The sequence below is a fragment of the Aureimonas ureilytica genome (genome assembly GCF_001475935.1).
Classification (GTDB): domain Bacteria; phylum Pseudomonadota; class Alphaproteobacteria; order Rhizobiales; family Rhizobiaceae; genus Aureimonas; species Aureimonas ureilytica_A.
In genome coordinates this window covers 78,699-101,105 of record NZ_LDQA01000028.1, presented here as the reverse complement: position 1 = coordinate 101,105, position 22,407 = coordinate 78,699, and the positions used below count along the sequence as shown (strand labels likewise).

The window sequence follows — 22,407 nt, the reverse complement described above, 5'->3', positions numbered from 1 at the left end:
ACGCAGAAGACTCCAAGCCCTCGTGAAGAGCGCGTGCGCGTCAGGCTGCGACGGAAACCGAGTGCGAGTTGTGATCCAGGCTTCCGTCATCGCAGGGAAGGCGGATCGAAACGGCCGTTCCCTCGCCGACGGACGAGACGATGCGCATGGAGCCGCCCTGCATCTCGACCAGCGAGCGCGCGATCGCAAGGCCGAGACCGGTGCCCTTGTGGGTGCGCGTCAGCTCGTTTTCCACCTGCTCGAACGGTCGGCCCAGGCTGCGCAGTGCCGCGCGGGGAATGCCAATGCCATTGTCGGCGATCGTCACCGTGACGTGGCCCCGGTACATCCTGGCGCGAACCCGCACCTCGCCGCCCGCGCCCGTGAACTTCACGGCATTGGCGATCAGGTTGAGAAGGATCTGCTTGGTGGCGCGCCGGTCCCCGGTGAGAACGAGATGCTCCGGGCTTTCCACCTTGAGATTGAGATTCTTGGAGCCGGCCTGAACTTCCACGATCTTGGTGGCTTCCGCGAGAATGGCGGGGAAGTCCACCTGCTCCTTCAAAAGGACCATGCGCCCGGCTTCGATCTTCGACATGTCCAGAATGTCGTTGATCAGCTTCAGGAGGTAATGACCGCTCTGGTGAATGTCGGCCGCATATTCGGTGTATTTGGCGTTGCCGATCGGCCCGAAGCTTTCCTCGTGCATGATCTCGGAAAAGCCGATGATGGCGTTGAGCGGCGTGCGCAGCTCGTGGCTCATATTGGCGAGGAAGGTCGTCTTCGCCTGGTTGGCGCTTTCGGCGCGATCCTTCTCGATCATGTATTTGTGGTTCAGCTCGGCCAGCTCGCGCGCCTTGGCCTCGGCGTCGCGCCGTGAAGCGGAGAGGTCGTTGATCGTCGCCATGAGACGGCGCTCGGAATCACTGAGGCGCTCCTGATGAACCTTGAGCTGCGTCACATCCGTGCCGATGGCGACATGGCTGCCGTCGGGCATCGTGCGTTCCGAAACCTGGAGCCAGCGCCCATCGGCCAGAAGCGTTTCCGAGGCCCGCTCGCCCTGCACGAAGGTCGAACTCGTCAGCTTGCGCTCGGCGATCGGCTTGCGCCCCTTGGCGCGAACCGCCTCGAAGGACGCGCCGATCTGAACGTCGGCGTCGGTCAGGCCGAAGACTTCCTGATATTTCGAGTTGCACAGGACGAGACGGTCGTCCGCATCCCAGAGAACGAAGGTCTCAGAAATATTCTCGATGGCGTTCTGGAGGCGCGTATTGGCCTCGTCGGTCATGCGCGCGAGCAGCTGATTCTCGCTGACATCGACCGCGACGCCGATCAGATGAATCTCGTTGTCCGGCGTGCGGACCACCTCGGCGCGCGCGCGCAGCCAGAGGAATTGCCCGTCGGCGCGGCGCATTCGGAACGAGCGTTCGAAATGGCCGACCGAGCCCGACGCGATCTGCCGGGCGAATTCGAAAAAGGAGCCATCCTCGGGGTGGAGGAGCTCGGCGACCTCGGAAAAGGCCAGCACGTCCTCGCGCGGCGTCATGCCGAGGATTTCATACATGGAGCGGGACCAATACATGCGCCCACGCGCCAGATCCCAGTCCCACAGGCCGCATCGGCCGCGCGACAGGGCGGTCTCCACGCGCCGATGCTGGTCGAACAACATACGGTCCGCCACGCCCGCGCGCATGGCCTGGCGGTAATAGGCGAGCAGGATGGCGAGGAAGACGAGACAGGTCAGGCAGAACAGCGTGACCGACAGCGAAGCGGAGCGGCGCCATTCGGAGTAGAGCTGGCTGTCGAGGCGAATGAACACGGCGCTGCCGAGCTGGTCCGTCAGATGCGCCGCCGTGGCACGCCCCTTGGTGCCCGCGAGCGTCACCGGCATCACGCCCGCGCGCTCTCCAAAGACGCTGAGCGGCTGACTGCCGTCCAGGACGGTGTCGAGGCTCTGCCCGATCATCTCCTCTTGGCCGAAGGTGGCCGCAAGGATGCGACCCTGCCGGTCGGTGATCAGGGCGACGAGCCCGTCATCCTTGAGGAACAGGGGCAAGGCGGCCGACAGAAGCTGAACCGCCCGCTGGCGCGGTTCCGTCGTCTCCGACTCCAGCCCGGCATCTTCGGCGCGCATCAGGCTGGCCACGACGCGCAGCTCGTTGGCCGCGCGCGCTTGAATGGCATCCCGCGCCTCGACCAGCGACAGGATGCTCGCCAGTGCGACGGCGACCAGAAACGCGACCACGCAATAGGGAATGAGAGTGCGCATGACGGGCTCGTACTCGCCGAGCCGCTCGCGCAGGGTCTGAAGAGAAGGGGTTGCAACCTTTAACGACAAGATCCGAATCCACCCCGAAATTCGGGACGAATCGGCTCCTGCCGGTACGCTGGAAGCGTCCGACATCATTCAACGACCCCTCGTCCGTCGACCTTGAATCCGGGCTCCGCCAGCCCGACTCACGGGTCAATCAAACAGAGCGCGACTCGCTTGTCCAGCGTCGGCGAGCTCAAACAGAGAGGCCGAAGCAAGCCTCAAATCTTGCTGTTGCGGCCCGCACACAGGGTTTTCACAAGATTTCCTTCAAACGCAGTTAACAAATCGTGAACATCGAAACGGCAAGGCCCGGAACGCTGATTTTGTTCACGAAAACGGCAAAACGCCGCACGGCACAATGGCGGCGCGGCGTTCTGAAAAAGTGCTGCGGTGATCAGCCGAGCGTGCGTGTCAGAATGTCCGACAGGTCGCGCGACAGGTCGTTCCGGCTGGCGAGGTCGCGCAAGGCGGCCTCGGCCGCCGCGCGGCGGGGCGCGTCGAAGGAGCGCCAGGAGCGGAAGGCCGTGGCAAGACGGGCCGCCGTCTGTGGGTTGAGCCGATCCAGCTCGCCCAGTTGCTCGGCCACCCAGCGATAGCCCGCGCCATCGGCGCGATTGAACCCGCGCTGGTTGCCGCTCGCAAAGCCCCCGATCAGAGCGCGCGCGCGGTTCGGGTTGCCGAGCGTGAACTTGGGATGCTGGCGCAGCCGTTCCATCGCTTCGACGCTGCCGTCGCTCGGTGCGGTCGCCTGCAGGGTGAACCACTTGTCGAGCACCAGCGCATCACTCTCGAAGCGCCGATAAAAGGCGTCGAGGGCGGACCGCGTCTCGTCGCTGCCGGGGAATAGCTGCACCAGCGCACTGATGGCCGACAGCCGGTCGGTCATGTTGCTCGCCTGTTCAAACTCCGCAAAGAGAGGCGCAGCCGATGTCTGCGCGATGGCGACAGCCGGCAGGAGCGCGGCGCGAAGGGCGCGCCGGCCTGCGCTGGCCGCATCCGCGCTGAAGGGCGCGGAGCCATCCGATAGCGACGCGCGCAACCGCTCGAACTCAGGCCCACCGGCCTCCGCCAAAGCCCGCAGCGCCCCGCGCCGGGCGCGGTGGATGGCTTCGGGGTCGATCTCGCTGCCGATCAGGCGCGCGATTTCAGGCTCGCCCGGCAGGGTCACCATCAGCGCCCGCAAGGCGGGCTCCAGCGCTTCGTCGGACGCCGAGCGGCACAGAGCCTCGATCACCGCCGGATCATAAGTGGCCCCGCGCCCTTCGGTCTCGCTCAGCGACGCGCTGCGCAGCATGTCGCCCGTGAGATCGGTCAACGCCCGCCAGCGACCAAACGGATTGGGGTCGAGCGCGGCCAGTGCCAACCGGGCCTCGCGCGGCTGGTCGTGGCGCAGGGTCACGGGAGCCGAGAAGTCACGCAGGATCGAAACCAGCGGGCGCTCGCCACCGACCTCGAACACGAGTTCCGCCCGGCTCGTCGTCAGGTGAATGACGTCGCCCTCGATCTCGGCTTCGCCGGCCACCGGCTCGATCGCCAAATCCTCGCCCGCTCGGCTCACCAGTCCAAAGCGGATCGGCATATGGAACGGGTGCGTGCCGGTGCCCGCCGCGCCCTTGGCGAGGTCCTGCTCCAAGATCAGCGTCAGTTGGCCGCCGTCATATTGCTCGGTGATCGTCAGCGTCGGCGTGCCGGCCTGATGATACCAAAGGGCGAATTGCGAGAGGTCCGTATCGCCGGCTTCCTCGAAGCAGCGCAGGAAATCCTCGATCGTCGCCGCTTCGCCGTCATGGCGCTCGAAATAGAGATCCATGCCGGAGCGGAAATTCTCGGCGCCGAGGATCGTTTCGATCATGCGCACCAACTCTGCGCCCTTCTCGTAGACGGTCGCCGTGTAGAAATTGTTGATCTCACGGTAGCGCGTCGGGCGCACGGGATGCTGAAGCGGCCCCTGATCCTCGGGGAATTGCTGCGCTTTCAAGCCGTGGACGGAACTGATGCGCTTGACCGGGCGCGAGCGCTCGTCGGCCGAGAATTCCTGGTCGCGATAGACGGTCAGGCCCTCTTTCAGGCAGAGCTGGAACCAGTCGCGGCAGGTGATGCGATTGCCCGTCCAGTTGTGGAAATATTCGTGCGCGATCACCGTTTCGACACCGGCATAGTCGCTATCGGTCGCGGTGTCTGGGTCGAGCAGCACGTATTTATGGTTGAAGACGTTAAGACCCTTGTTCTCCATCGCCCCCATGTTGAAGTCGGAAATGGCGACGATGTTGAACACGTCGAGATCGTATTCGCGCCCGAAGCGCCGCTCGTCCCAGACCATGGAGCGCTTCAGCGCGTCCATCGCGTAGGTCGCCCGGTGGCTCAGACCCTTCTCTGTGAAGATGACGAGCTTGACGTTCCGGCCGCTCGCAGTGGTGAAGCGGTCCTCCAGCGGGTCAAGATCGCCCGCAACCAGCGCGAAGAGATAGGAGGGCTTGGGATGCGGGTCGTCCCAGACGGCGAAATGCCGGCTACCGTCCAGTTCGCCCGACTCCATCGGATTGCCATTGGCCAGGAGCACCGGCGCGCTCGCGCGATCGGCCTCGAGCCGCACGCGATAGGTCGCGAGCACGTCCGGCCGGTCCAAGAAATAGGTGATGCGGCGAAAGCCCTCCGCCTCGCATTGCGTGCACCAGACGCCGTTGGAGCGGTAGAGGCCCATCAGCTGCGTGTTGGTTTCAGGCGAAAGCCGGGTCTCGACCCGCAGCACGAAGCGTCCGCGAGCCGGCAGGCCGCGCACCGTGAGCTGATCGGGGCTCGCGTCGAACTGCTCGGCCGTGACCGGCTCGCCGTTCAGATGGAGGCCGGTCAGCACCAGCTCGTCGCCATCCAGCACAAGCGGCGCCGTCTCGGAGGTCTCGGGCCGGCGTTCCAACGTGATGTCGGTGACGACCTCCGCCGCGCCTTCCATGAGCCGCACCAGCATCTCGACATGATGGATCGCGAAATCGGTCGGCCGATAGTCTTCGAGGCGAATGATATGTCCGTCGTCGGTCCGCAGCATGGGAGGTCTCGCCTTTCGGAAGAGTCGTTCCCGCTGGGATAGCGCTCTATCGGCCTTTTTGCCAACCTGGCGCTTGGCCGACATCGCGTTTGAGCAGCATCGCGCTTGGGCAGCATCGCGCTTGCGCGTTCACGCACTATGTCGAAGGCGAACGCAAGTTGCCTCGCGATATGACGTTCCCGCCTCGACGCGCCGGGGCGACTTGCCTATCACCCCCTTTATCCGGGCCGTCGCCCAGTTTGCGTCGCGGGCGGCCGGCCGCTCCGCCTGATGAGCCTTGAGGCTCGCGGGCGACAAGCCGAAGCATGATCCGATGAGTTCTCCCCCCGCCGCGCCCGTCCACCAGCCCATGATCGGCATTGGGCTGAAGGTTCTGTCCGTCATCATCTTCGTGGGGATGCAGACCGCGCTGAAGACGCTGGGCGAGACCATTCCGGCGGGCCAGCTCGTGTTCTTCCGCTCGTTCTTCGCGCTGGTGCCAGTCGTGATCTATCTCGCCTATCTCGGCGAATTCCGAACGGCTTTGCGCACGGACGATATCGGGGGCCATTTCCTGCGCGGCATCATCGGCGTTACGTCCATGGGGCTCGGCTTCTTCGCCCTGTCGCGGCTGCCCTATCCCGAATGGATCGCCATCTCCTATGCCTCGCCCTTGCTGACGGTGATCTTCGCGGCACTGTTCCTGAAGGAAACCGTGCGCGCCTATCGCTGGGCGGCGGTGCTGGTCGGGCTGTTTGGCATTCTGGTCGTCGCCGCGCCCAATTTCACGCTCACGGCCGAGCACGCCGACCCCGATCGCGCCTATGGCATTCTGGCCTCGATCGGCGGCGCCGCTTTTGCGGCCATCGCGATGATCCAAGTGCGCCGTCTCGTGCGAAAGGAGCGCACGCCCACCATCGTCGTCTATTTCTCGCTGACATCCAGCCTCGTCGCCCTGTCGACCATCGTTTTCGGCTGGGTCTGGCCGAACCCGGCGCAGCTCGCCGCGCTGGTGATTTCCGGCCTGTGCGGCGGCGTCGCGCAGCTTCTGCTGACGGCCTGCTATCGCTATGCGGACACGTCCACCATCGCGCCCTTCGAATACACGTCCATGCTTCTGGCTATCGCGATCGGCGTCCAGTTCTTCGGCGAGACCATCCAGGCGACGACGCTCATCGGCGCGGCCATCGTGATCGGCTCGGGCGTCTTCATCATCTATCGCGAGCATCGGCTCGGGATCGAACGGCGCAAGGCGCGCCGCGTGTCCTCGCCGCAGGGTTGAATCTTAGAGCCCGTCCGAAAAGTCCACCGTGTCAGCTCGGCGGCGCTTTCCGGACCGCCTCTTACTCTCCCGCTGCGTTCGCTTCCGCGCGCGGGTCGAGTTCGAAGGACGCCGGCGTCTGCGTGCGGGCGAAGGGGACGGACTGGAAGTCGTCGCGATCCTCGGCCGGCACCGCCTGACGGCGCGCCATGCGGTAGGCCGCATAGGCGGCGAGCGCCAGATGCGCCCCACCGGTCGCCACGAAGATGCCGGTCGGGCCGCCGCGCTCCATCAGCCAGGCCGCCAGCATCGGCCCGCCCATCGTGCCGAACCCGTAGAGAATGAGCAGCCCGCCCGAAATCTTCACGAAATCGGCCGGCTCGGCGAAGTCATTGGCATGAGCGACCGCCAGCGAATAGGCGGGATAGATGACGCCGCCGATCACGAAGGCGATGGCGAAGAGGCCGAGCGTGTTGCCGGACCAGCCGATAAGCGCGAAGGCGGCCGCGCCCATGCCGATCATCCCGGCCAACACCATCACGGCGCGCCGGTCGATCCGGTCCGACAGGCGGCCGAGCGGCACCTGCAGAACCGCCCCGCCGGCCATGGTGGAAACCAGAAGCGTCGAGATTTCGGCGGTGGACAGGCCGATCTTCTGGCCGAACACGGGGGCCATGTTGGTCCAGGCACCCGACAGGATGCCAGAGGCGAAGACGCCCATCACGGCGGCCGGCGAGTTGCGATAGATCGCGGCGAGATCAAGCCGCACCTGCGTCAGCGGCTTGGGGCTTTCGGCGCGCGACAGCGCCGTCGGGATCACGGCCAGCGCATAGAGAATGGCGCAGATCATAAAGCCGGCCGCGAGTTCTGGCCGGGCGATCGGCATGGCGAATTGCCCACCGATCATCGCCGCCATGGAGATGACCATGTAGAGCGAGAAGATGCGCCCGCGCGTTTCGTTGGTCACACGCTCGTTCAGCCAGCTTTCGATGACCATGTAGGCGCCCGCCAGCGCGAAGCCGGCCAGACCCCGCGCCAGAATCCAGGCGACGGGATGCACGATCAGCCCGTTCAGCAAAACCGAGATTGCCAGCAGCGCGGCGAGCGAGGAGAAGGTGCGCACATGCCCCGCCGAGCGCACGATGGCCGGCATGACGACGCAGCCGATCGTGAAGAGCACGGCATAACCCGTCCCCATCAAGCCGATCTCATAAGGGCTCCAGCCTTCGATCGCCGCGCGCACGGGCAGGAGGATGCCTTGAAGCCCCGCGCCCGCCATCAGGAAGAAGGTGGAGAGAAGCAGCGAGACGATCGGCAGGATGTCGGCGCGCATGGGGCAATTCCGGGCTGAAGCGTAGGGCTTTCTGGAAGTAGCGCAGTCCGCGCTGCGGCGCACCCAAATTGACGACGGATCGTGTCGGCTGGTCGATAGAGACCTCAGCCCTTGGCGTCGAGCGCCTGTTTCAGCGTCAGCAGATCGCGCCAGGCCAGACGCTTCTGGCTGGGCTGGCGCAGGAGATAGGCGGGGTGCAGCATGGCCATGGTCGGCAGCGCCGCGCCGTTCGGCAGCGTCACGCTGGACCAGCGCCCGCGAAGCCGCATGATGCCTTCGTCGGTGCGCAGCAGCGCCTTGGCCGAGGGCGAGCCGAGACAGACGAGCACGCGCGGATTCACCAGCTCGATATGGCGCAGCGTGAAGGGCAGGCAGGTCTCGGTCTCGGCCGGGGTCGGTGTGCGGTTGCCGGGCGGGCGCCAGGGCACGGTGTTGGTGACGCGCACGTCCTCGCGCTTCAGCCCGATCGAGCCGAGCATCCGGTCGAGCAACTGGCCCGAGCGCCCCACGAAGGGCTCGCCCGCCAGATCCTCGTCGCGCCCCGGCGCTTCGCCCACGAACATCAGATCGGCCGTTTCCGAGCCGTTGCCAAACACGAGATTCTTGGCCGTCGCCTTGAGGCCGCAGCCTGTGAAATCGGCGAGAAGCACTTGAAGCTCCGCGAGCGAGCCCGCGCGCGCCGCTTGCTCCCGCGCTTCGGTCGCCAGCGCCTCGTCGGAGCGCAGCGCGATGGCAGGCGCGGGGCGGGGAGGAGGCGCGAGAACCGTGCTGCGTCGCTCGGGGAAGGTGCCGGGCGAGGCGGCTGTCTGTGCGGCGGCAGGGCCGGAGGCCGGGCGGCTTCCTTTGCGCCGCTCGGTCTCGGCTTCGGTTTCCGCAAACCGATCGCGCGGCGCTTCGCCCACAAAACTCTGAATGCCGGCGCGCGCGTACCAGTCGAGAAGGGCGCTCAGCGCCTCTCCCATCCGTTCACCTGCGTCTGGCTGAGCCCTCGTCATGTGCCTCGTCTTACCGGATCGGGCCCGACCCGCAAACCGTTGGATGACCCCGGCGTGCCTTGCGTCATAAACCCGTGTGTCTTGCTACATCGGGAAGACATACCCATGAACATTCCGTTAGAAGCATTTCAGAAAACGTCGAAAATGCTGCGGAGGTCCTGATGACGGAGAGCGAAACCCTGCCCGAGCGGGAATCGATGGAGTTCGACGTCGTGATCGTGGGCGCGGGTCCGGCCGGTTTGTCGGCGGCGATCCGGCTGAAGCAGGTCAATCCCGACCTCTCCGTCGTCGTGCTCGAAAAGGGCTCCGAGGTCGGCGCGCATATCCTGTCCGGCTGCGTGCTCGATCCCTCCTCGCTCGACAAGCTCCTGCCCGAATGGCGGCAGGAAGACACGCCGATTCGCCAGCCCGTCACCGAGGATCGGTTCTATCTCTACGGCTCGCACGGCGCGGTGCGCCTGCCCAATGCCCTGATGCCCAAGCTCATGAGCAATCACGGCAATTACGTCGTCTCGCTCGGCCTCGTCTGCAAATGGCTGGCCGAGAAGGCCGAAGGGCTCGGCGTCGAAATCTATCCGGGCTTTGCGGCCGGCGAACTCCTGACCGACGATCAGGACCGTGTCATCGGCGTCGCCACCGGCGACATGGGCATCGAGCGCTCGGGCGAGCCGGGGCCGAATTTCCAGCGCGGCATGGCCCTGATGGGCAAATATGTGCTGATCGGCGAGGGCGTGCGCGGCTCGCTCGCCAAGCAGCTGATCCGCCATCATGGGCTGGACGTGAACCGCGAGCCGCAGAAATTCGGCCTCGGCATCAAGGAGCTCTGGCAGATCGACCCGGCCAAGGCCAAGCCCGGCCTCATCCAGCATTCCTTCGGCTGGCCGCTGGATATGGCCACGGGCGGCGGCTCGTTCCTGTATCACCTCGAAAACAATCAGGTCTATGTCGGCTTCGTCACGCACCTAAACTACAAAAACCCCTATCTTAGCCCGTTCGAGGAATTCCAGCGCTTCAAGACGCACCCCGATATCGCCGAGCTGCTGCAGGGCGGCAAGCGCCTCGCCTATGGCGCGCGCGCGATCACGGAAGGGGGCTATCAGTCGGTGCCGAACCTGGTCTTCCCCGGCGGCGCACTGATCGGCTGTTCTGCCGGCCTCGTCAACGTCCCGCGCATCAAGGGTGTTCACAACGCCATCTCCTCGGGCATGCAGGCCGCCGAGGCTGCGGCCAAGGCGATCGCGGAAGGGCGCTCGGCCGATCTTCTCAAGGACTACGAGAACGGCTGGCGCGCCTCGCCCATCGGGCAGGACCTCTATCGCGTGCGCAACGTCAAGCCGCTCTGGTCCCGCTTCGGCACGGGGCTGGGTGTGGCGCTCGGCGCGCTCGACATGTGGACCAACCAGCTTCTCGGCCTGTCCTTCTTCGGCACGATGCCGCATGGCAAGACGGACGCCGAGTCCACCGAGCCGGCGGATCAGCACAAGCCGCTCGTCTACCCCAAGCCCGATGGCGTTCTGACGTTCGACCGAACGTCCTCGGTCTTCCTGTCCAACACCAATCACGAGGAAGACCAGCCGGTCCATCTTCGGGTGAAGGATATGGGCCTGCAGAAGAGTTCGGAGCACGATCGCTATGCCGGGCTCAGCCAGCGCTACTGCCCGGCGGCGGTCTATGAGTGGGACGAGACCAACCCGGCCGATCCGCGCTACGTCATCAACGCGCAGAACTGCGTCCACTGCAAGACCTGCGACATCAAGGACCCGAACGGCAACATCACCTGGGTGCCGCCGCAAGGCGGCGAGGGGCCGGTCTACGGGACGATGTGACCGGCCGGCCTGCCGTCCTCACTCGGCGGCGGGAAGGGCCTCGCCATAGGCCGGGACGGGCGTGTCCGTCCCGATCATGCCCTCGAAGGCGCGCAGACGCTTGAAGATCGAGAGAAGCTCCACGATCGTGGTCCAGCTCGTCACCAGATATTGGAACGAGCTGCGCACCTGTTCGAACGCGTTGAGGATCTGATTCATGACGCCGAGCGTGATCGCCCCGGCCGCGATCGTGGGGGCTAGAACGAGATAGGGGAAGATCACGTCCGCCTGCAGGTAGAAGATGCGAGCGACGTTGAAATACATGTAGTGGAAGTAGAGGCGGAAATAGTTCTGCCGGACATCGGCGAACAGCGCCCGCACCGTCGGCGGCTGAGCGCGGTCGGCGCGATCCTCGCCGATCACCAGTTCCTTGCGATAGGCGGCCTCGACCTTCTGATTGCTGAATTCGAGACCCGGTAGCTTGATGCCGACCAGCGCCAGGAAACCCGTCCCGAACACGGACCAGAGCAGCGCCGCGATGACGAGCGCGTGAGGCACTTCGCCGACGAGAGGCAAGGAGCGGATCGCCGAGGACAGACCGAGCAGGATCGGCAGGAACGCGACCAGCGTCAGCACGGCCTGGATCAGGCTGACGCCGAGCCCTTCCACGGTCGTGGCAAAGCGCATCGTGTCTTCCTGGATGCGCTGCGAAGCGCCTTCCACACCGCGCAGCGCCGACCAGTGCGCCATATAGAATTCGTTCATCGCCTGCCGCCAGCGGAACACGTAATGGCTGACGAAGAAGCTCGTGAGAACGCCGACCGAGACGGCGACGAGCGCCAGCCCACCGAAGGTCAGGAAGCTACGATAGATGTCGCCCGTCGTGACCGGATGCTCATGCGAGAGCGCGGCCTGAATGAGGTCGTAAAATGGCCCGTACCACGTGTTGACGGCGACCGAGATCTGCACCTGGAAGTAGGTTAGGAAGAGGATGAGCGCCGAGCCGAGAATCGACCAGCGCGCCCAGGGATGCGGCGCGATGCGCTGCCAGACGCTGGCGAACAGCGACACGCAGGCCGCAAAATAAAGGTAGAACCACAAAAAGAGGGGTGACCAGAAGGCCGAGATGCCGACGGTTTCCCCGCCTTCGCCAAAGCCCAGATGATGCCCGAACGGGCGCGCGGCCGCATACCAGAAGGCGGCGCAGGCCAGCGTCCAAAGAAGGGCCGAGCCGAAGAACAGGCGGGGGCGGGGAAAGAAGGATACGAACATCGACGCGAAGCTCCCATGGCGCGCCGATTGTTCGCAGATCACGCGCTCGAGAGCTCGTTAAGCTTCTGTCATGACAGGAAATTCATGTTGGCTTGCGCGAGCCCAGTCAGGCCCCGCCGCGCGGCGATGGGGGGCGGAGCGCGGCCGTGGTCGGCTCGGCGGCGCTCCGCGGGGGAGGCGGCTCGCTGGGGCGCACGGAAAAGCGCAGGAGAACCGGGAGATGGTCCGAACTCGTGCGCGCCAGAGTCTCGACCGCTTCCACCATGATATCGGGCGAAACCATGAGTTGGTCGATCGGCAGGCCAAGCCAGCGCGGCCAGAAGGCGCGGAACTGGATGGTCAGCCAGGTCGGCCCGATCCCGTCCACGATGCGAAGTCCGGCGGCATTCGCCACCGCGCGCACCGCCGCGCTCCAGGGCGCGGCGTTGAAATCGCCACCCAGAAGCGCCGGACGATCGCCCGCCGGCAGGCTGGGACTCATCTCGGCGATCTGCGTCCAATGGTGTTTCGGCCAAGGCCAATCGAGATGCAGCGCCGTGACGGCGACGTTCCGGCCGTTGAGGTCCACGCCTTGCGTCACGCGCCCATGGCGGGGCTGGCACAGAGCTTCACCCAGAAAGGGTCGGCGCGACAGGATGGCCACTCCGTCGCGATCGTTTTCGAGGCCGCAATAGGTCTGGAATGGATAGCGCTCGGAAATCACCTCGAACAGCGCGCGCCACTCGTCCGTCACCTCTTCGAGTGTCACGACGTCGGGCCGCGTTTCGGCAATGCGCCGGATCGCCTCGGCCTTGTCGCCAGCATCATAAAGAAGGTTCATCTGAAGCAGCGTGTAGCTCGGCTGCCCCGTCGGCGCCGTCGCCTCATCCTGCGGCAGAAGCATGGGCAATGTGGTCGCCAGCCCCAGGAGGGCGAAGCCGAACGCGAGGGCGCCGGCCAGATGCGCGCGCGCCGGAATGGCGACAAGCGCCACGAGGACGAGCGCCAGCGCGAGCGTCAGCCGGAAATGGCTGACGCTGTCGAAGGGATGAAAGGCCGCGCCGAAGAAGCCCGCAGCGATGCAGGCGCCGCCGGCGAGCGCCGCGAAGGTGAGGGCCCTGCGGCCCCAGAGTCGAAGCCCCATGATCTTACTGGAAGGCCGTCTCGAAGAAGGAGCGCAGCTTGCGCGAATGCAGCGCCTCGTGCGGCATGTCGGCGAGGCTCTGCATGGTGCGGATGCCGATCTCCAGATGCTGCGAGACCTGCCGCTTATAGAACTCGGTCGCCATGCCCGGCAGCTTCAATTCGCCATGCAACGGCTTGTCCGAGACGCAGAGAAGCGTGCCGTAGGGCACGCGGAAGCGGTATCCGTTGGCCGCGATCGTGGCCGATTCCATGTCGAGGGCGATGGCGCGAGACTGCGACAGGCGCTGCACCGGCCCCGTCTGGTCGCGAAGCTCCCAGTTGCGATTGTCGATCGTGGCGACCGTTCCCGTGCGCATGATGCGCTTCAGATCGTAGCCTTCGAGGCCCGTGACATCGGCCACCGCCTTTTCGAGCGCCACCTGCACTTCCGCCAGCGGCGGGATCGGCACCCAGACCGGCAGATCCGCGTCGAGCACATGGTCTTCGCGCACATAGGCGTGGGCGAGCACATAGTCGCCGAGCGCTTGCGTGTTGCGAAGGCCGGCGCAATGGCCGAGCATCAGCCAGGCATGGGGCCGCAACACGGCCACGTGGTCGGTGATCGTCTTGGCGTTGCTCGGGCCGACGCCGATATTGACCATGGTGATGCCGCTGCCGTCCGGCCGCGTCAGGTGGTAGGCCGGCATCTGCGGCATCCGCACCGGCGCGACGCCGCTTTCGGGCTCCGCAGTGCCCGAGCGGGTCACGATATTGCCCGGTTCGACGAAACTGTCATAGCCGCGCCCGCCCGCGTCCATCAGCCGGCGCGCCATGATGCAGAACTCGTCCACATAGAACTGGTAGTTCGTGAACAGGACGAAGTTCTGGAAGTGTCGCGGACTGGTGGCGGTATAGTGCGCCAGACGCATCAGCGAGTAATCGACGCGCTGCGCCGTGAAAGGCGCGAGCGGGAGGGGCTCGCCCGGCTGCGGCTCGAAATTGCCGTTGACGATCCGGTCGTCGGTCGCGGCAAGATCGGGCACGTCGAAAATATCGCGCAGCGGCTTGTCGAGTTTTTCCGCCAGAACGCCGTCGACATAGGTGCCTTCTGGCAGGGCGAAATGGATCGGAATGGGCGTCTGCGACGGTCCGACCAGGATCGGCTGGCCGTGATTCTTCAGAAGCTGTTCCAGCTGCTCGATCAGATAATGGTCGAACAGGTCGGGCCGGGTCACGGTCGTGGCGTAGGTGCCGGGTCCCGGCACGAAGCCGAAGGACATGCGCGAGTCGATTCTGGCATGGCCGACCGTCTGCAGGGAGACTTCGGGATAGAAGGCGCGGAAGCGGCGCGAGGTGTCGCCGGTTTGAAGCACCTCGTCGAACCGATCGCACAGAAACTCGACCGACAGGCGGTAAAGGCGCGTCAGTTCGGCGACCGCCTGTTCGGCATCCAGAAAGGGGCGCGCCTCGTCACGAGGGGGCATGATGAAGGACGACATGGGCGAACTCGTGAGTGGCTCGGTCATGGCTTCTCATAGCCGAGCGGACGAGGCACGGGAATGAGCCCGCTCACCGAAAATCGGCGTCCGCCAGGGAGGGAGATCAATCGGCCGTATGTTTACCGCAGACCATGCCGCGGTCGAGGCAGCCCGCGCTGGCCACGCCAATGCCGGGAATGTGCTGCTTGGACTCCACCAGCTCCGAAAAGCCGAAGGCAAAGAGCGCCAGAAGGCTGCATAGCACGGCAAGACGAACGGGCATGGTGGTCTCCCCAGGATCAGACGCCGATTCTGCCTGACGAAGCTGAACCCGAACTGGCGGCGGAGTTCAGACTTCGTTCACACTCGGCCTCCGGTAGGGGCGAGGGCGCGAAACGGAGAGGTCTTGTCGGCCACGCCCTGAGCTTCTTACATCAGGGCCTCAGACATGGTTGGAGCCCCAGCGCTATGACGCAGCAGACCAAGCCGATCGAACTCCATTACTGGCCGACCCCCAATGGCTGGAAAATCTCCATCATGCTGGAGGAACTGGGCGTCCCCTACGAGCTGAAGCTCGTCAACATCGGCGCGGGCGATCAGTTCAAGCCCGAGTTCCTCGCCATCTCGCCCAACAATCGGATGCCGGCCATTGTCGATCCCGAGGGGCCAGGCGGGGAGCCGATCTCGGTTTTCGAGTCGGGCGCGATCCTGCAATATCTCGGTCGAAAGTTCGGCCGCTTCTATCCGGGCGACGAGCGCGCTCGTGTCGCGGTGGAGGAATGGCTGTTCTGGCAGGTCGGCGGCCTCGGACCCATGGCCGGACAAGCCCATCACTTCCGGCAATATGCGCCCGAAAAGATCGCCTATGGGATCGATCGCTACACGAACGAGGTCAACCGCCTGTACGGCGTCATGAACAAGCGCCTCGCCGGGCGGGACTTTCTGGCCGGTGACTATTCCATTGCGGACATGGCCTGCATCGGCTGGATCGTTCCCCATGCCAATCAGGGCCAATCGCTCGACGACTTCCCGCATCTGAAGGCGTGGTTCGAGCGGATGAAGGCGCGGCCTGCGGTGGAGCGGGGCTTGGCGGTCGGTAAGGAGGAGCGCGAAAAGCTCAACCTGGCGCAGGACAAGGCAGCGCAAGGCGTTCTGTTCGGTCAGAAGGCGCGATAGGCGCGTCGCTCGCGAGGCAGGTGTCGAACCTGCCTCGCTTTTCCAATCGGCATGACGGCCAGTCGACACCTATTCGCGGTGATAGCTTCGATGGACGAGGCGAGCGAGCCGCCGTCCCTGTTTCGCTCGACCGCGTAGGGTCGTGTTGAAGTAGGGTCGTGTTGGAACGGCATGAGTTCGAGTGGCTGGCTGATCGACGAGCCGGCGTTCCGAACTCCGGTTCCACCCCGCGACCCACCTGCTTTTCGACTTCCGCGAGATGGGAAGAAGAGGGACGACCATCTGGCTTTCCCTTCGACGGCTTGATCGCGCGACGAAGGAAATGGGGCCTAGCTCCCCCACCCCCCATCCCAAAGAAAGGGGCCTATCAGCCCCCGCGATGGCGGCTCCAGGTCTGGGATCGGCAAAAGATGCGAGCAACGCAGCCCGTGAGCACCAGCTTGTCGCCTTTCACCTCGGCGCGGCCATCGTAGCTCTTGCCGTCGCGCGGGTCGATTACCGTGCCGGTATAGGTCGGTGCTCCGCCATCCATCCGTCCCACGGATCGGCCCTGATAGCGTCCGGTTTCGACACGCGAGCAGAAACTTGCCCCGCATCGTGAATAGGTGACCGTTTCCCCATTCGATAGGCGCCACGTGCCGAGAATCGGCTCGGCCATGGCTGGAAGCGGCATGAAGGGCGAGGCGAGACAGGCGAGGAAGAATAGCTTGGGCATCGAAAATCCTGCAGGACGCAGTGAGTCCAGATGAGCCAGAGTGGTGAGGCTTCAAGGGGAACGGAGCGCGTTCGCAGGAAACGATAACGGGAATCGGTGCATCGCGAGGCGCAGCCGGTGCAAAGCGCATCCCAACGACGAAAGCCGTTCCACTCGCGCGGAACGGCTCCATGCTTGGCCGATGGGTGGACGAAACTCCAACGGCCCTGATGCGACTTGCTGGAGGGCAGGTCATGTAGGTGCCGGCGGGCCGGCGAAACCTGCGGGCCGGAGCCCGCAGGAACTTGGTCGGATTAGAAGTTGCGCTGCAGGCGCAGGAAGCCCGACGTCTGGTGGACGTCGCCGACCGGAGCGGCGAAGTCGACGTTCTTGTACGAGACTTCGGCCAGAGCCGCGAAGTTGTTGGTGATCGCGTAGCCGACGTTGCCGACCGCCGCCCAGTACTCGCCGTCGCCGATAAACGTGCGGCCGTTGACCGGGGACACGAGGCGCATGTCGAAGGTCTTGCCGTACTGGCCGGAGACCGCGAGGCCGACCTTGCCGAACTTCTGCGCGTAGCCTGCACCAGCAGCCCATTCAAGGATGATCGGCGTGCCAGCGTTGGTCAGCTGGTTGCTGGACAGCGTGCTGACCGTGTTGACCGTGGTGATGCCGGCGTAGATCGTGGGATCGAAGGCGTAGTGACCCTCGATCTTCAGCTGCGAGTCGGCTGCGATCAGGTTCTTGAGGAGGACGCCGCCCTTCAGAGCGAAGGCGTCGTTGTTGCCGTCGCGCAGCAGCGTCGGGAAGTTGCCGACCAAAGCGATCGGAACGCCGTTGATCGTGACGGTATTCGTGATGCCGCTCACGTTGTTCGCGTTGAAGGTCTCGTCATAGACGGCCGAGAGGTAAGCACCGCCCCAGGCGCCCGAGTAGACCAGCTTGGCATGGACATCGGGAACGATGTCGCCGGTGCGGTCGTCTTCGAGGCCGAGCGTGGCCGAGAAGCCGTTCGCCGCGAAGGTGTACGAGATCTGGTTGGTGCCGAAATCGCCGACGACGAGATCGGTGTCGGTCAGCAGGCCGTCTTCCAGACCGCCGACGCCCGAGGTCCAGAGCGAGTCGCGGTAACCGACGAGCAGGCCGCCGAGCTGGATGTAGGCCTGGTCCATCACGTAGCTGGCGCCGAGCGAGGAGTCGGGCTGAGCGATCGTGTTGTTGGTGGCCTGGACGCGAGCGAAGGCGCGCAGGGTGCCGAGTTCGGTCTCTTCGCGAGCGTCGAAGTTCAGACGGGCGCGAACCGCGCTGCCGGCCTGGTACTTGTCGCCTTCCAGGTTGCGGGCGGGGGAGCCGGCAACGTTATACTGGAAACGGACGTAACCGCCGACGCTGAGGCAGGTCTCGGTGCCCGGGATGTAGTAGAAGCCCTTGCCGTAGACGTCGCAAACGCGGACGTAATCGACCGGCTCAGGCTCGGCGACGACGACAGCGTCAGCAGCACGAGCGCCAGTGATAGCTACGAAGGCCGCAGCGGAGCCAAGAAGAAGGCTCTTGATGTTCATGTTCTTTTCTCCAGTCAACATTCGGATCGAGCTTCTAGCGAGCTCGTTCGGTTCGTTGGCGAAAGCCTGCGGCAGCGACGAGGCCCTCGCGAATTCGTTTAACATGAACGTTTCTACGGAGAAGACTCATTTCACCGCAATCCAGCCAAAAAACAGCTAGCCGAAGAGACGAGTTGTAGCTTTGCATCACAACATAAGGCTGAATGACAATGGTTCTATTGTCAAAAATCGTCGGTGCTTGTCATACATCTGTCGCAAGCGCAAAAGGGTCGGCTTTATCAGCTTTGTTCTGGCGATGCGGCATCGTAATTCTATATTATAATACTGACTGACAAAATCTGTTGCCGGGGAAGCGCGTTCGGTGCGGTTCCGCTTGCCTCGAGGCCATGTCGCAAGACGTCAGCGACGATGCGCTCTTCGAGCCATGCCGAACGCTGTTGCGATCAGGAAAAGGGGGGTAAGCGCGTCGATCGCGTCGCACATCTCGCCCGGGCTGCGATTGCCAATATCGGCATGCCGGATCGACCGTCGGAGATGTCCCGTCCCTGACCGGGAAGTTGCAGCTGAAAGGGGGTGAAGTCGCGGATCTCGAACTGCCGCTGTGGCTTCATCGGCAGGCCGCAGTGAGCGGACGCCTAGCAACCCGTTAGGGTTTTCAGATTCTTCCAAGCAACTTAATTCGAATTATCCAAGTATTTTAGAGGCTCATTCAATCGCCGCTGCCATCCTTCCCCTACGAACCCACGAGGTCGGGCGATCAACATAGGAAGAGATCGATGGCACGCTTTGAACTTCACGACGCGAATTTCGGTACGGCGATGGGCGAAAGCCTGTCCTTGGGTGACACGTTGTTTGCCATGGGCCTGCGTCTGGCCGGCGATGCCGCGCAAGTCGTGTCCGCGCATATGTACTTCAATCTGGCCGACCGCATGGGCGTCGAAGGCGCGGCCTTTCACCGCCAGGATATGACCGCCCAGATGACCAAGGCGCAGGTCTCGCGTGCCCAACGCGCCGCCCGCGAATGGCTGGCCCGCAATTGAGGCCAGCTTGGAAAGCGTTGAGCACGGCCCTCGCATGAGTTGCCTTTGATCAACCCGCTTGGGCGATCGCGTGCCTGAGGGCCGTGCCAAACAAATCGAGGTCTTCGTCTCGTCCGACTGTCACGCGGATCATGCGATCCAGCGGAGCGACGCCGGGCATGCGGATGAAGACATTCTGCGCCAGCACGAGTTCCAGAATGCGCCGTGCATAGGCGCCATCGCGCCCGCAATCGATCGCGACGAAATTCGTTGCCGAGGGTAAGGGGCGAAGGCCCGCATCCCGCGCGATCGCGGCCAGCCGCTCACGCGCCGCCTCGATGCGCGCAATGGTTTGCCGAAGATAGGCTTGGTCCGCCAAGGCCGCCACCGCGCCGGCCTGCGCAATGCGCGACAGGCCGAAATGATTGCGCACCTTGTCGAACTGCTTGACGACATCCGGCGCGCCGATCGCATAGGCGACGCGCACGCCCGCCATGCCATAGGCCTTGGAAAAGGTCCGAAAGCGCAACACGTTCGGCCGCAGCGGCATGAGCGGGGGCAGCGCGGAGGCGGGGGCCAGATCACTATAGGCTTCGTCGAGAACCAGAAGCGTTCCGTGCGGCACCGCGTCCATCAAGCGCTCGACCGAGGCGGAATCGTGCCAGCTCCCGGTCGGATTGTCCGGGTTGGCGAAATAAACGAGCTTGGGCACCGTCAGCCGCATCCGCTCGATCAAGGCGTCGATGTCTTCCCGGTCTTCGCGATAGGGCACGAAATCGAGATGCCCGCCATGTCCCGTCACATGATAATTGAAGGTCGGATAGGCGCCCAGCGACGTGACGACCTGATCGCCGGGGTCGAGGGTCAGTTGGGCGAGAAGGCCGAACAACCCGTCGATGCCTTCGCCCGCGACGAAGCAAGCGCTTTCCAGCCCATGATGCGCCGCCAGCGCGGCTTTCAGTTCGAAATGCTCGGGGTCGCCATAGGCCCAGCTTTCCCGTGCCGCCTCGCCGATGGCGTCGAGGACGCGAGGCGAAGGGCCGAACACACTTTCATTGGCGCCAAGGCGCGCCGCAAAGCGCACACCGAGCCGGCGCTCGAGCGCTTCCGGGCCGACAAAGGGAACCGTCGCGGGAAGGGCCTGTGTGCGCGGTGTGAACGGCATAGAGGAGAGTCCTTATTTATAGGCGACGACACAACGGGGGCGGGAGGCGTCCTCGGGGAGGCGGTGAGACTCCTTCTTAAAGGCCAGACTCGGTGAATGGGAAGCAGAGGATTCGGACGGCGTTTCGAGGCGCGCCGGCGTGTCTCGACTGCGATTCGGGGGGACTCAGGGTCCTCTCGATCCTCGAATGGGGATGAACCTTTCGCAGGGCTCCCCTCTTTGCGGTCGGACTTCGAGTTGAGCACGAGATGGTACTGGCATCGCCAGGGAGCCTTTTGAGCGTCAACCGCTTTGGCTGCCTTGATGCATCGAAAGGCGAAAAATCCAATAAATATAGGGGGTTGGCGATGAGGTTGGTCTTGGTTTTTATGTGTCGAAAAGGACGCGAGCAAGAAGGCGGCTCGTCACAAAACCGTTGCTCGCCCGCCACAAGCATGACGAGGACGTGTCACCCAAGCCTCACTGTGTCCTTTCTGCAATTGCGCATCGCAGCCTCGTGAAACATCTTAGGGACAGAAAGAGCGGGGGACGACCCGAGTTTTCTGAAGGGTATGGGGCAGGGAAGGCTGTCCTTCGAAGCACAAGCCCAACCCTATCTCATAACTTGACTGGAGGTCAGGACATGAACATCAAGAGCCTTCTTCTCGGCTCCGCAGCGGCCTTCGTGGCCATTACCGGTGCTCGCGCGGCTGACGCTGTCGTCGTCGCTGAGCCTGAGCCGGTCGATTACGTCCGCGTTTGCGACGTCTACGGCAAGGGCTTCTACTACATCCCCGGCACCGAGACCTGCCTCAGCGTCGGCGGCTACGTCCGCTTTCAGTACAATGTTGCGGGCGATCCGGCTCGTAACCTGGAAGGCGACGACTACCAGGCCGGCAGCTCGGTTCGCGCCCGTCTGAACTTCGACGCTCGCGAAGAGACCGAACTCGGCACGCTGCGCGCCTTCGCTCGCGTCCAGGCCCAGAACAACACCGTTTCGCAGCCCGACTCCGCGCTCGGCGCGAGCTACGTGATGGACCAGGCCTACATCCAGCTCGGCGGCCTGCTCGTCGGTTACCGCGACTCGCTCTGGACCTCGGGCGTCGGCGGTCTGGAAGACGGCCTGCTGACCGACACCGACCTCGTCGTCGGTGACATCAACACCAACCAGATCTCGTACACCTTCGCGGCGAACGGCTTCTCGGCTTCGCTCGGCCTCGAAGACGACCGCACCGGCGACATCGTTCCCGATGTCCATGCCAAGCTGGTCTACTCGGGCGCCTGGGGCGGTGCTTACCTCTCGGCCGTCTATGACGAGACCTTCAACATCAACGACGTTCCGGGCACGGTCCAGATCAACGGCGTGAACGTCACGCTGGCCGGCGTCTACCCGACGCTGCTGCAGGACGGCAACAACGACGCCTTCGCTCTGAAGGGCGGCGTGCTCCTGAAGAACCTGATCGCTCCCGAGTCGCAGCTGAAGATCGAGGGTCACTACGCCTTCGATCCCACGATCTACGCGGCGCTGACGGGCATCGACACGGTCAGCACCCTGTCGAACTCGCAGTTCACCAACGCTGGCATTCCGCTCATCCTCGAGTGGGCCGCTGGCGCCGGTTACGCTCAGGCGTTCGGCAAGCTCGGCATCGCGGTCTCCGGCCAGTACGGCAAGACCTTCGACGCGACGCTGTTCAACACCCGCACGGGTCTGACCACGGTTCGTGACGGCGAGTACTGGGCGGCTGTGGCCAACGTCGGCTACCAGATCACCAACAACTTCGCGACGCTCGGCGAAGTCTCCTACAAGAACGTCGATTTCGGCGGTCCGGTCGGCGACCTCGACCAGGTCTCGGGCTTCATCCGCCTGCAGCGCGACTTCTAATCCGATCGAAAGATGGGATGGCGAAAGGCCCGGCGAAAGCCGGGCCTTTTGGCGTTCTGACATAGCCATCACGGATCGGGCGAAACGGCAGGCCTCCGCGGTGTCCCCCTTTAAGAGCCAACCATACGGTCTGCTTCGCGCGCGACACGCCATCGGCTTCTTCAGCAGATGGGCAGCGCCCGCCGGACCTGCGACACGAGCGCCCGCCTCGTGTTCCAAGCGGGGGAGGGCACCCGAGCAGCCATGCGTCTGGTGTCGCGATAGCGCGCCGCCCCTTCGGTCTTTGCCGGAAGAGGATCGTTGCGGGTCGAGGGACGGTCTCGTACCGTTGGATCGTCAGACGTGGCACAAAAAAGCCGGGTCCGAG

The 22,407-nt window shown here is 64.4% G+C and carries 16 protein-coding genes; 5 read left to right on the top strand and 11 right to left on the bottom strand.

Annotated elements, in window-relative coordinates; translation table 11 throughout:
* Positions 1–40 precede the first annotated feature (40 nt).
* Both NS365_RS12915 and pepN read right to left on the bottom strand, forming a co-directional pair.
* Positions 41–2,317, bottom strand: a complete 2,277-nt coding sequence (locus tag NS365_RS12915; protein WP_058600699.1) for a PAS domain-containing sensor histidine kinase — start codon at positions 2,315–2,317, stop codon at positions 41–43.
* Positions 2,318–2,687: 370 nt separating this feature from the next.
* Positions 2,688–5,336 carry an aminopeptidase N gene (gene pepN, locus NS365_RS12910; protein WP_058600698.1) on the bottom strand — a complete coding sequence of 883 codons (2,649 nt, stop codon included), beginning with the start codon at positions 5,334–5,336 and terminating at the stop codon, positions 2,688–2,690.
* 313 nt (positions 5,337–5,649) lie between these two features.
* Here pepN and NS365_RS12905 point away from each other — a divergent pair, with 313 nt between their 5' ends.
* Complete coding sequence (locus tag NS365_RS12905; RefSeq protein WP_058600697.1) at positions 5,650–6,597, top strand: DMT family transporter; 948 nt, start codon at positions 5,650–5,652, stop codon at positions 6,595–6,597.
* 61 nt (positions 6,598–6,658) lie between these two features.
* Here NS365_RS12905 and NS365_RS12900 read toward each other — a convergent pair whose 3' ends face one another.
* The gene (locus NS365_RS12900) at positions 6,659–7,909 is read right to left on the bottom strand and encodes an MFS transporter (RefSeq protein ID WP_058600696.1); all 1,251 of its coding nucleotides are present in this window, start codon (positions 7,907–7,909) and stop codon (positions 6,659–6,661) included.
* A 104-nt stretch (positions 7,910–8,013) separates the two neighbouring features.
* Positions 8,014–8,871 (bottom strand): uracil-DNA glycosylase, encoded by an 858-nt coding sequence (locus NS365_RS12895; RefSeq protein WP_058600695.1) that lies wholly within the window; start codon positions 8,869–8,871, stop codon positions 8,014–8,016.
* Positions 8,872–9,065: 194 nt separating this feature from the next.
* Here NS365_RS12895 and NS365_RS12890 point away from each other — a divergent pair, with 194 nt between their 5' ends.
* On the top strand, positions 9,066–10,730 hold the full coding sequence (locus tag NS365_RS12890; protein WP_058600694.1) for an electron transfer flavoprotein-ubiquinone oxidoreductase: 1,665 nt from the start codon (positions 9,066–9,068) through the stop codon (positions 10,728–10,730).
* An 18-nt stretch (positions 10,731–10,748) separates the two neighbouring features.
* Here NS365_RS12890 and sbmA read toward each other — a convergent pair whose 3' ends face one another.
* The 4 genes from sbmA to NS365_RS24510 all read right to left on the bottom strand — a co-directional run bounded on the left by sbmA (position 10,749) and on the right by NS365_RS24510 (position 14,846).
* Positions 10,749–11,981 carry a peptide antibiotic transporter SbmA gene (gene sbmA, locus NS365_RS12885; protein WP_058600932.1) on the bottom strand — a complete coding sequence of 411 codons (1,233 nt, stop codon included), beginning with the start codon at positions 11,979–11,981 and terminating at the stop codon, positions 10,749–10,751.
* A gap of 106 nt (positions 11,982–12,087) precedes the next feature.
* Positions 12,088–13,104, bottom strand: a complete 1,017-nt coding sequence (locus NS365_RS12880) for an endonuclease/exonuclease/phosphatase family protein (RefSeq protein WP_058600693.1) — start codon at positions 13,102–13,104, stop codon at positions 12,088–12,090.
* A gap of 4 nt (positions 13,105–13,108) precedes the next feature.
* Positions 13,109–14,611 carry an AMP nucleosidase gene (locus NS365_RS12875; RefSeq protein WP_058600692.1) on the bottom strand — a complete coding sequence of 501 codons (1,503 nt, stop codon included), beginning with the start codon at positions 14,609–14,611 and terminating at the stop codon, positions 13,109–13,111.
* A gap of 76 nt (positions 14,612–14,687) precedes the next feature.
* The gene (locus tag NS365_RS24510; protein WP_193753434.1) at positions 14,688–14,846 is read right to left on the bottom strand and encodes a hypothetical protein; all 159 of its coding nucleotides are present in this window, start codon (positions 14,844–14,846) and stop codon (positions 14,688–14,690) included.
* 185 nt (positions 14,847–15,031) lie between these two features.
* Here NS365_RS24510 and NS365_RS12870 point away from each other — a divergent pair, with 185 nt between their 5' ends.
* Complete coding sequence (locus NS365_RS12870; protein ID WP_058600691.1) at positions 15,032–15,739, top strand: glutathione S-transferase family protein; 708 nt, start codon at positions 15,032–15,034, stop codon at positions 15,737–15,739.
* Positions 15,740–16,106: 367 nt separating this feature from the next.
* On the opposite strand, the gene NS365_RS12865 is transcribed toward NS365_RS12870, so the two are convergent.
* A complete protein-coding gene (locus NS365_RS12865) occupies positions 16,107–16,454 on the bottom strand; it encodes a DUF2147 domain-containing protein (protein WP_058600690.1) in 348 nt (115 codons plus the stop codon).
* Between the two features lie 293 nt (positions 16,455–16,747).
* The gene (locus tag NS365_RS12860; protein ID WP_058600689.1) at positions 16,748–17,995 is read right to left on the bottom strand and encodes a porin; all 1,248 of its coding nucleotides are present in this window, start codon (positions 17,993–17,995) and stop codon (positions 16,748–16,750) included.
* A gap of 776 nt (positions 17,996–18,771) precedes the next feature.
* Between NS365_RS12860 and NS365_RS12855 the strand changes: the two genes are divergently transcribed.
* The gene (locus tag NS365_RS12855; RefSeq protein WP_058600688.1) at positions 18,772–19,035 is read left to right on the top strand and encodes a hypothetical protein; all 264 of its coding nucleotides are present in this window, start codon (positions 18,772–18,774) and stop codon (positions 19,033–19,035) included.
* 49 nt (positions 19,036–19,084) lie between these two features.
* Here the strand turns inward: NS365_RS12855 and NS365_RS12850 are convergent, their stop codons facing one another.
* On the bottom strand, positions 19,085–20,179 hold the full coding sequence (locus tag NS365_RS12850) for a pyridoxal phosphate-dependent aminotransferase (RefSeq protein WP_058600687.1): 1,095 nt from the start codon (positions 20,177–20,179) through the stop codon (positions 19,085–19,087).
* A 622-nt stretch (positions 20,180–20,801) separates the two neighbouring features.
* On the opposite strand from NS365_RS12850, the gene NS365_RS12845 reads away from it, so the two are divergent.
* Positions 20,802–22,040, top strand: coding sequence for a porin (locus NS365_RS12845; protein WP_058600686.1), 1,239 nt, complete (start codon positions 20,802–20,804; stop codon positions 22,038–22,040).
* Positions 22,041–22,407 lie beyond the last annotated feature (367 nt).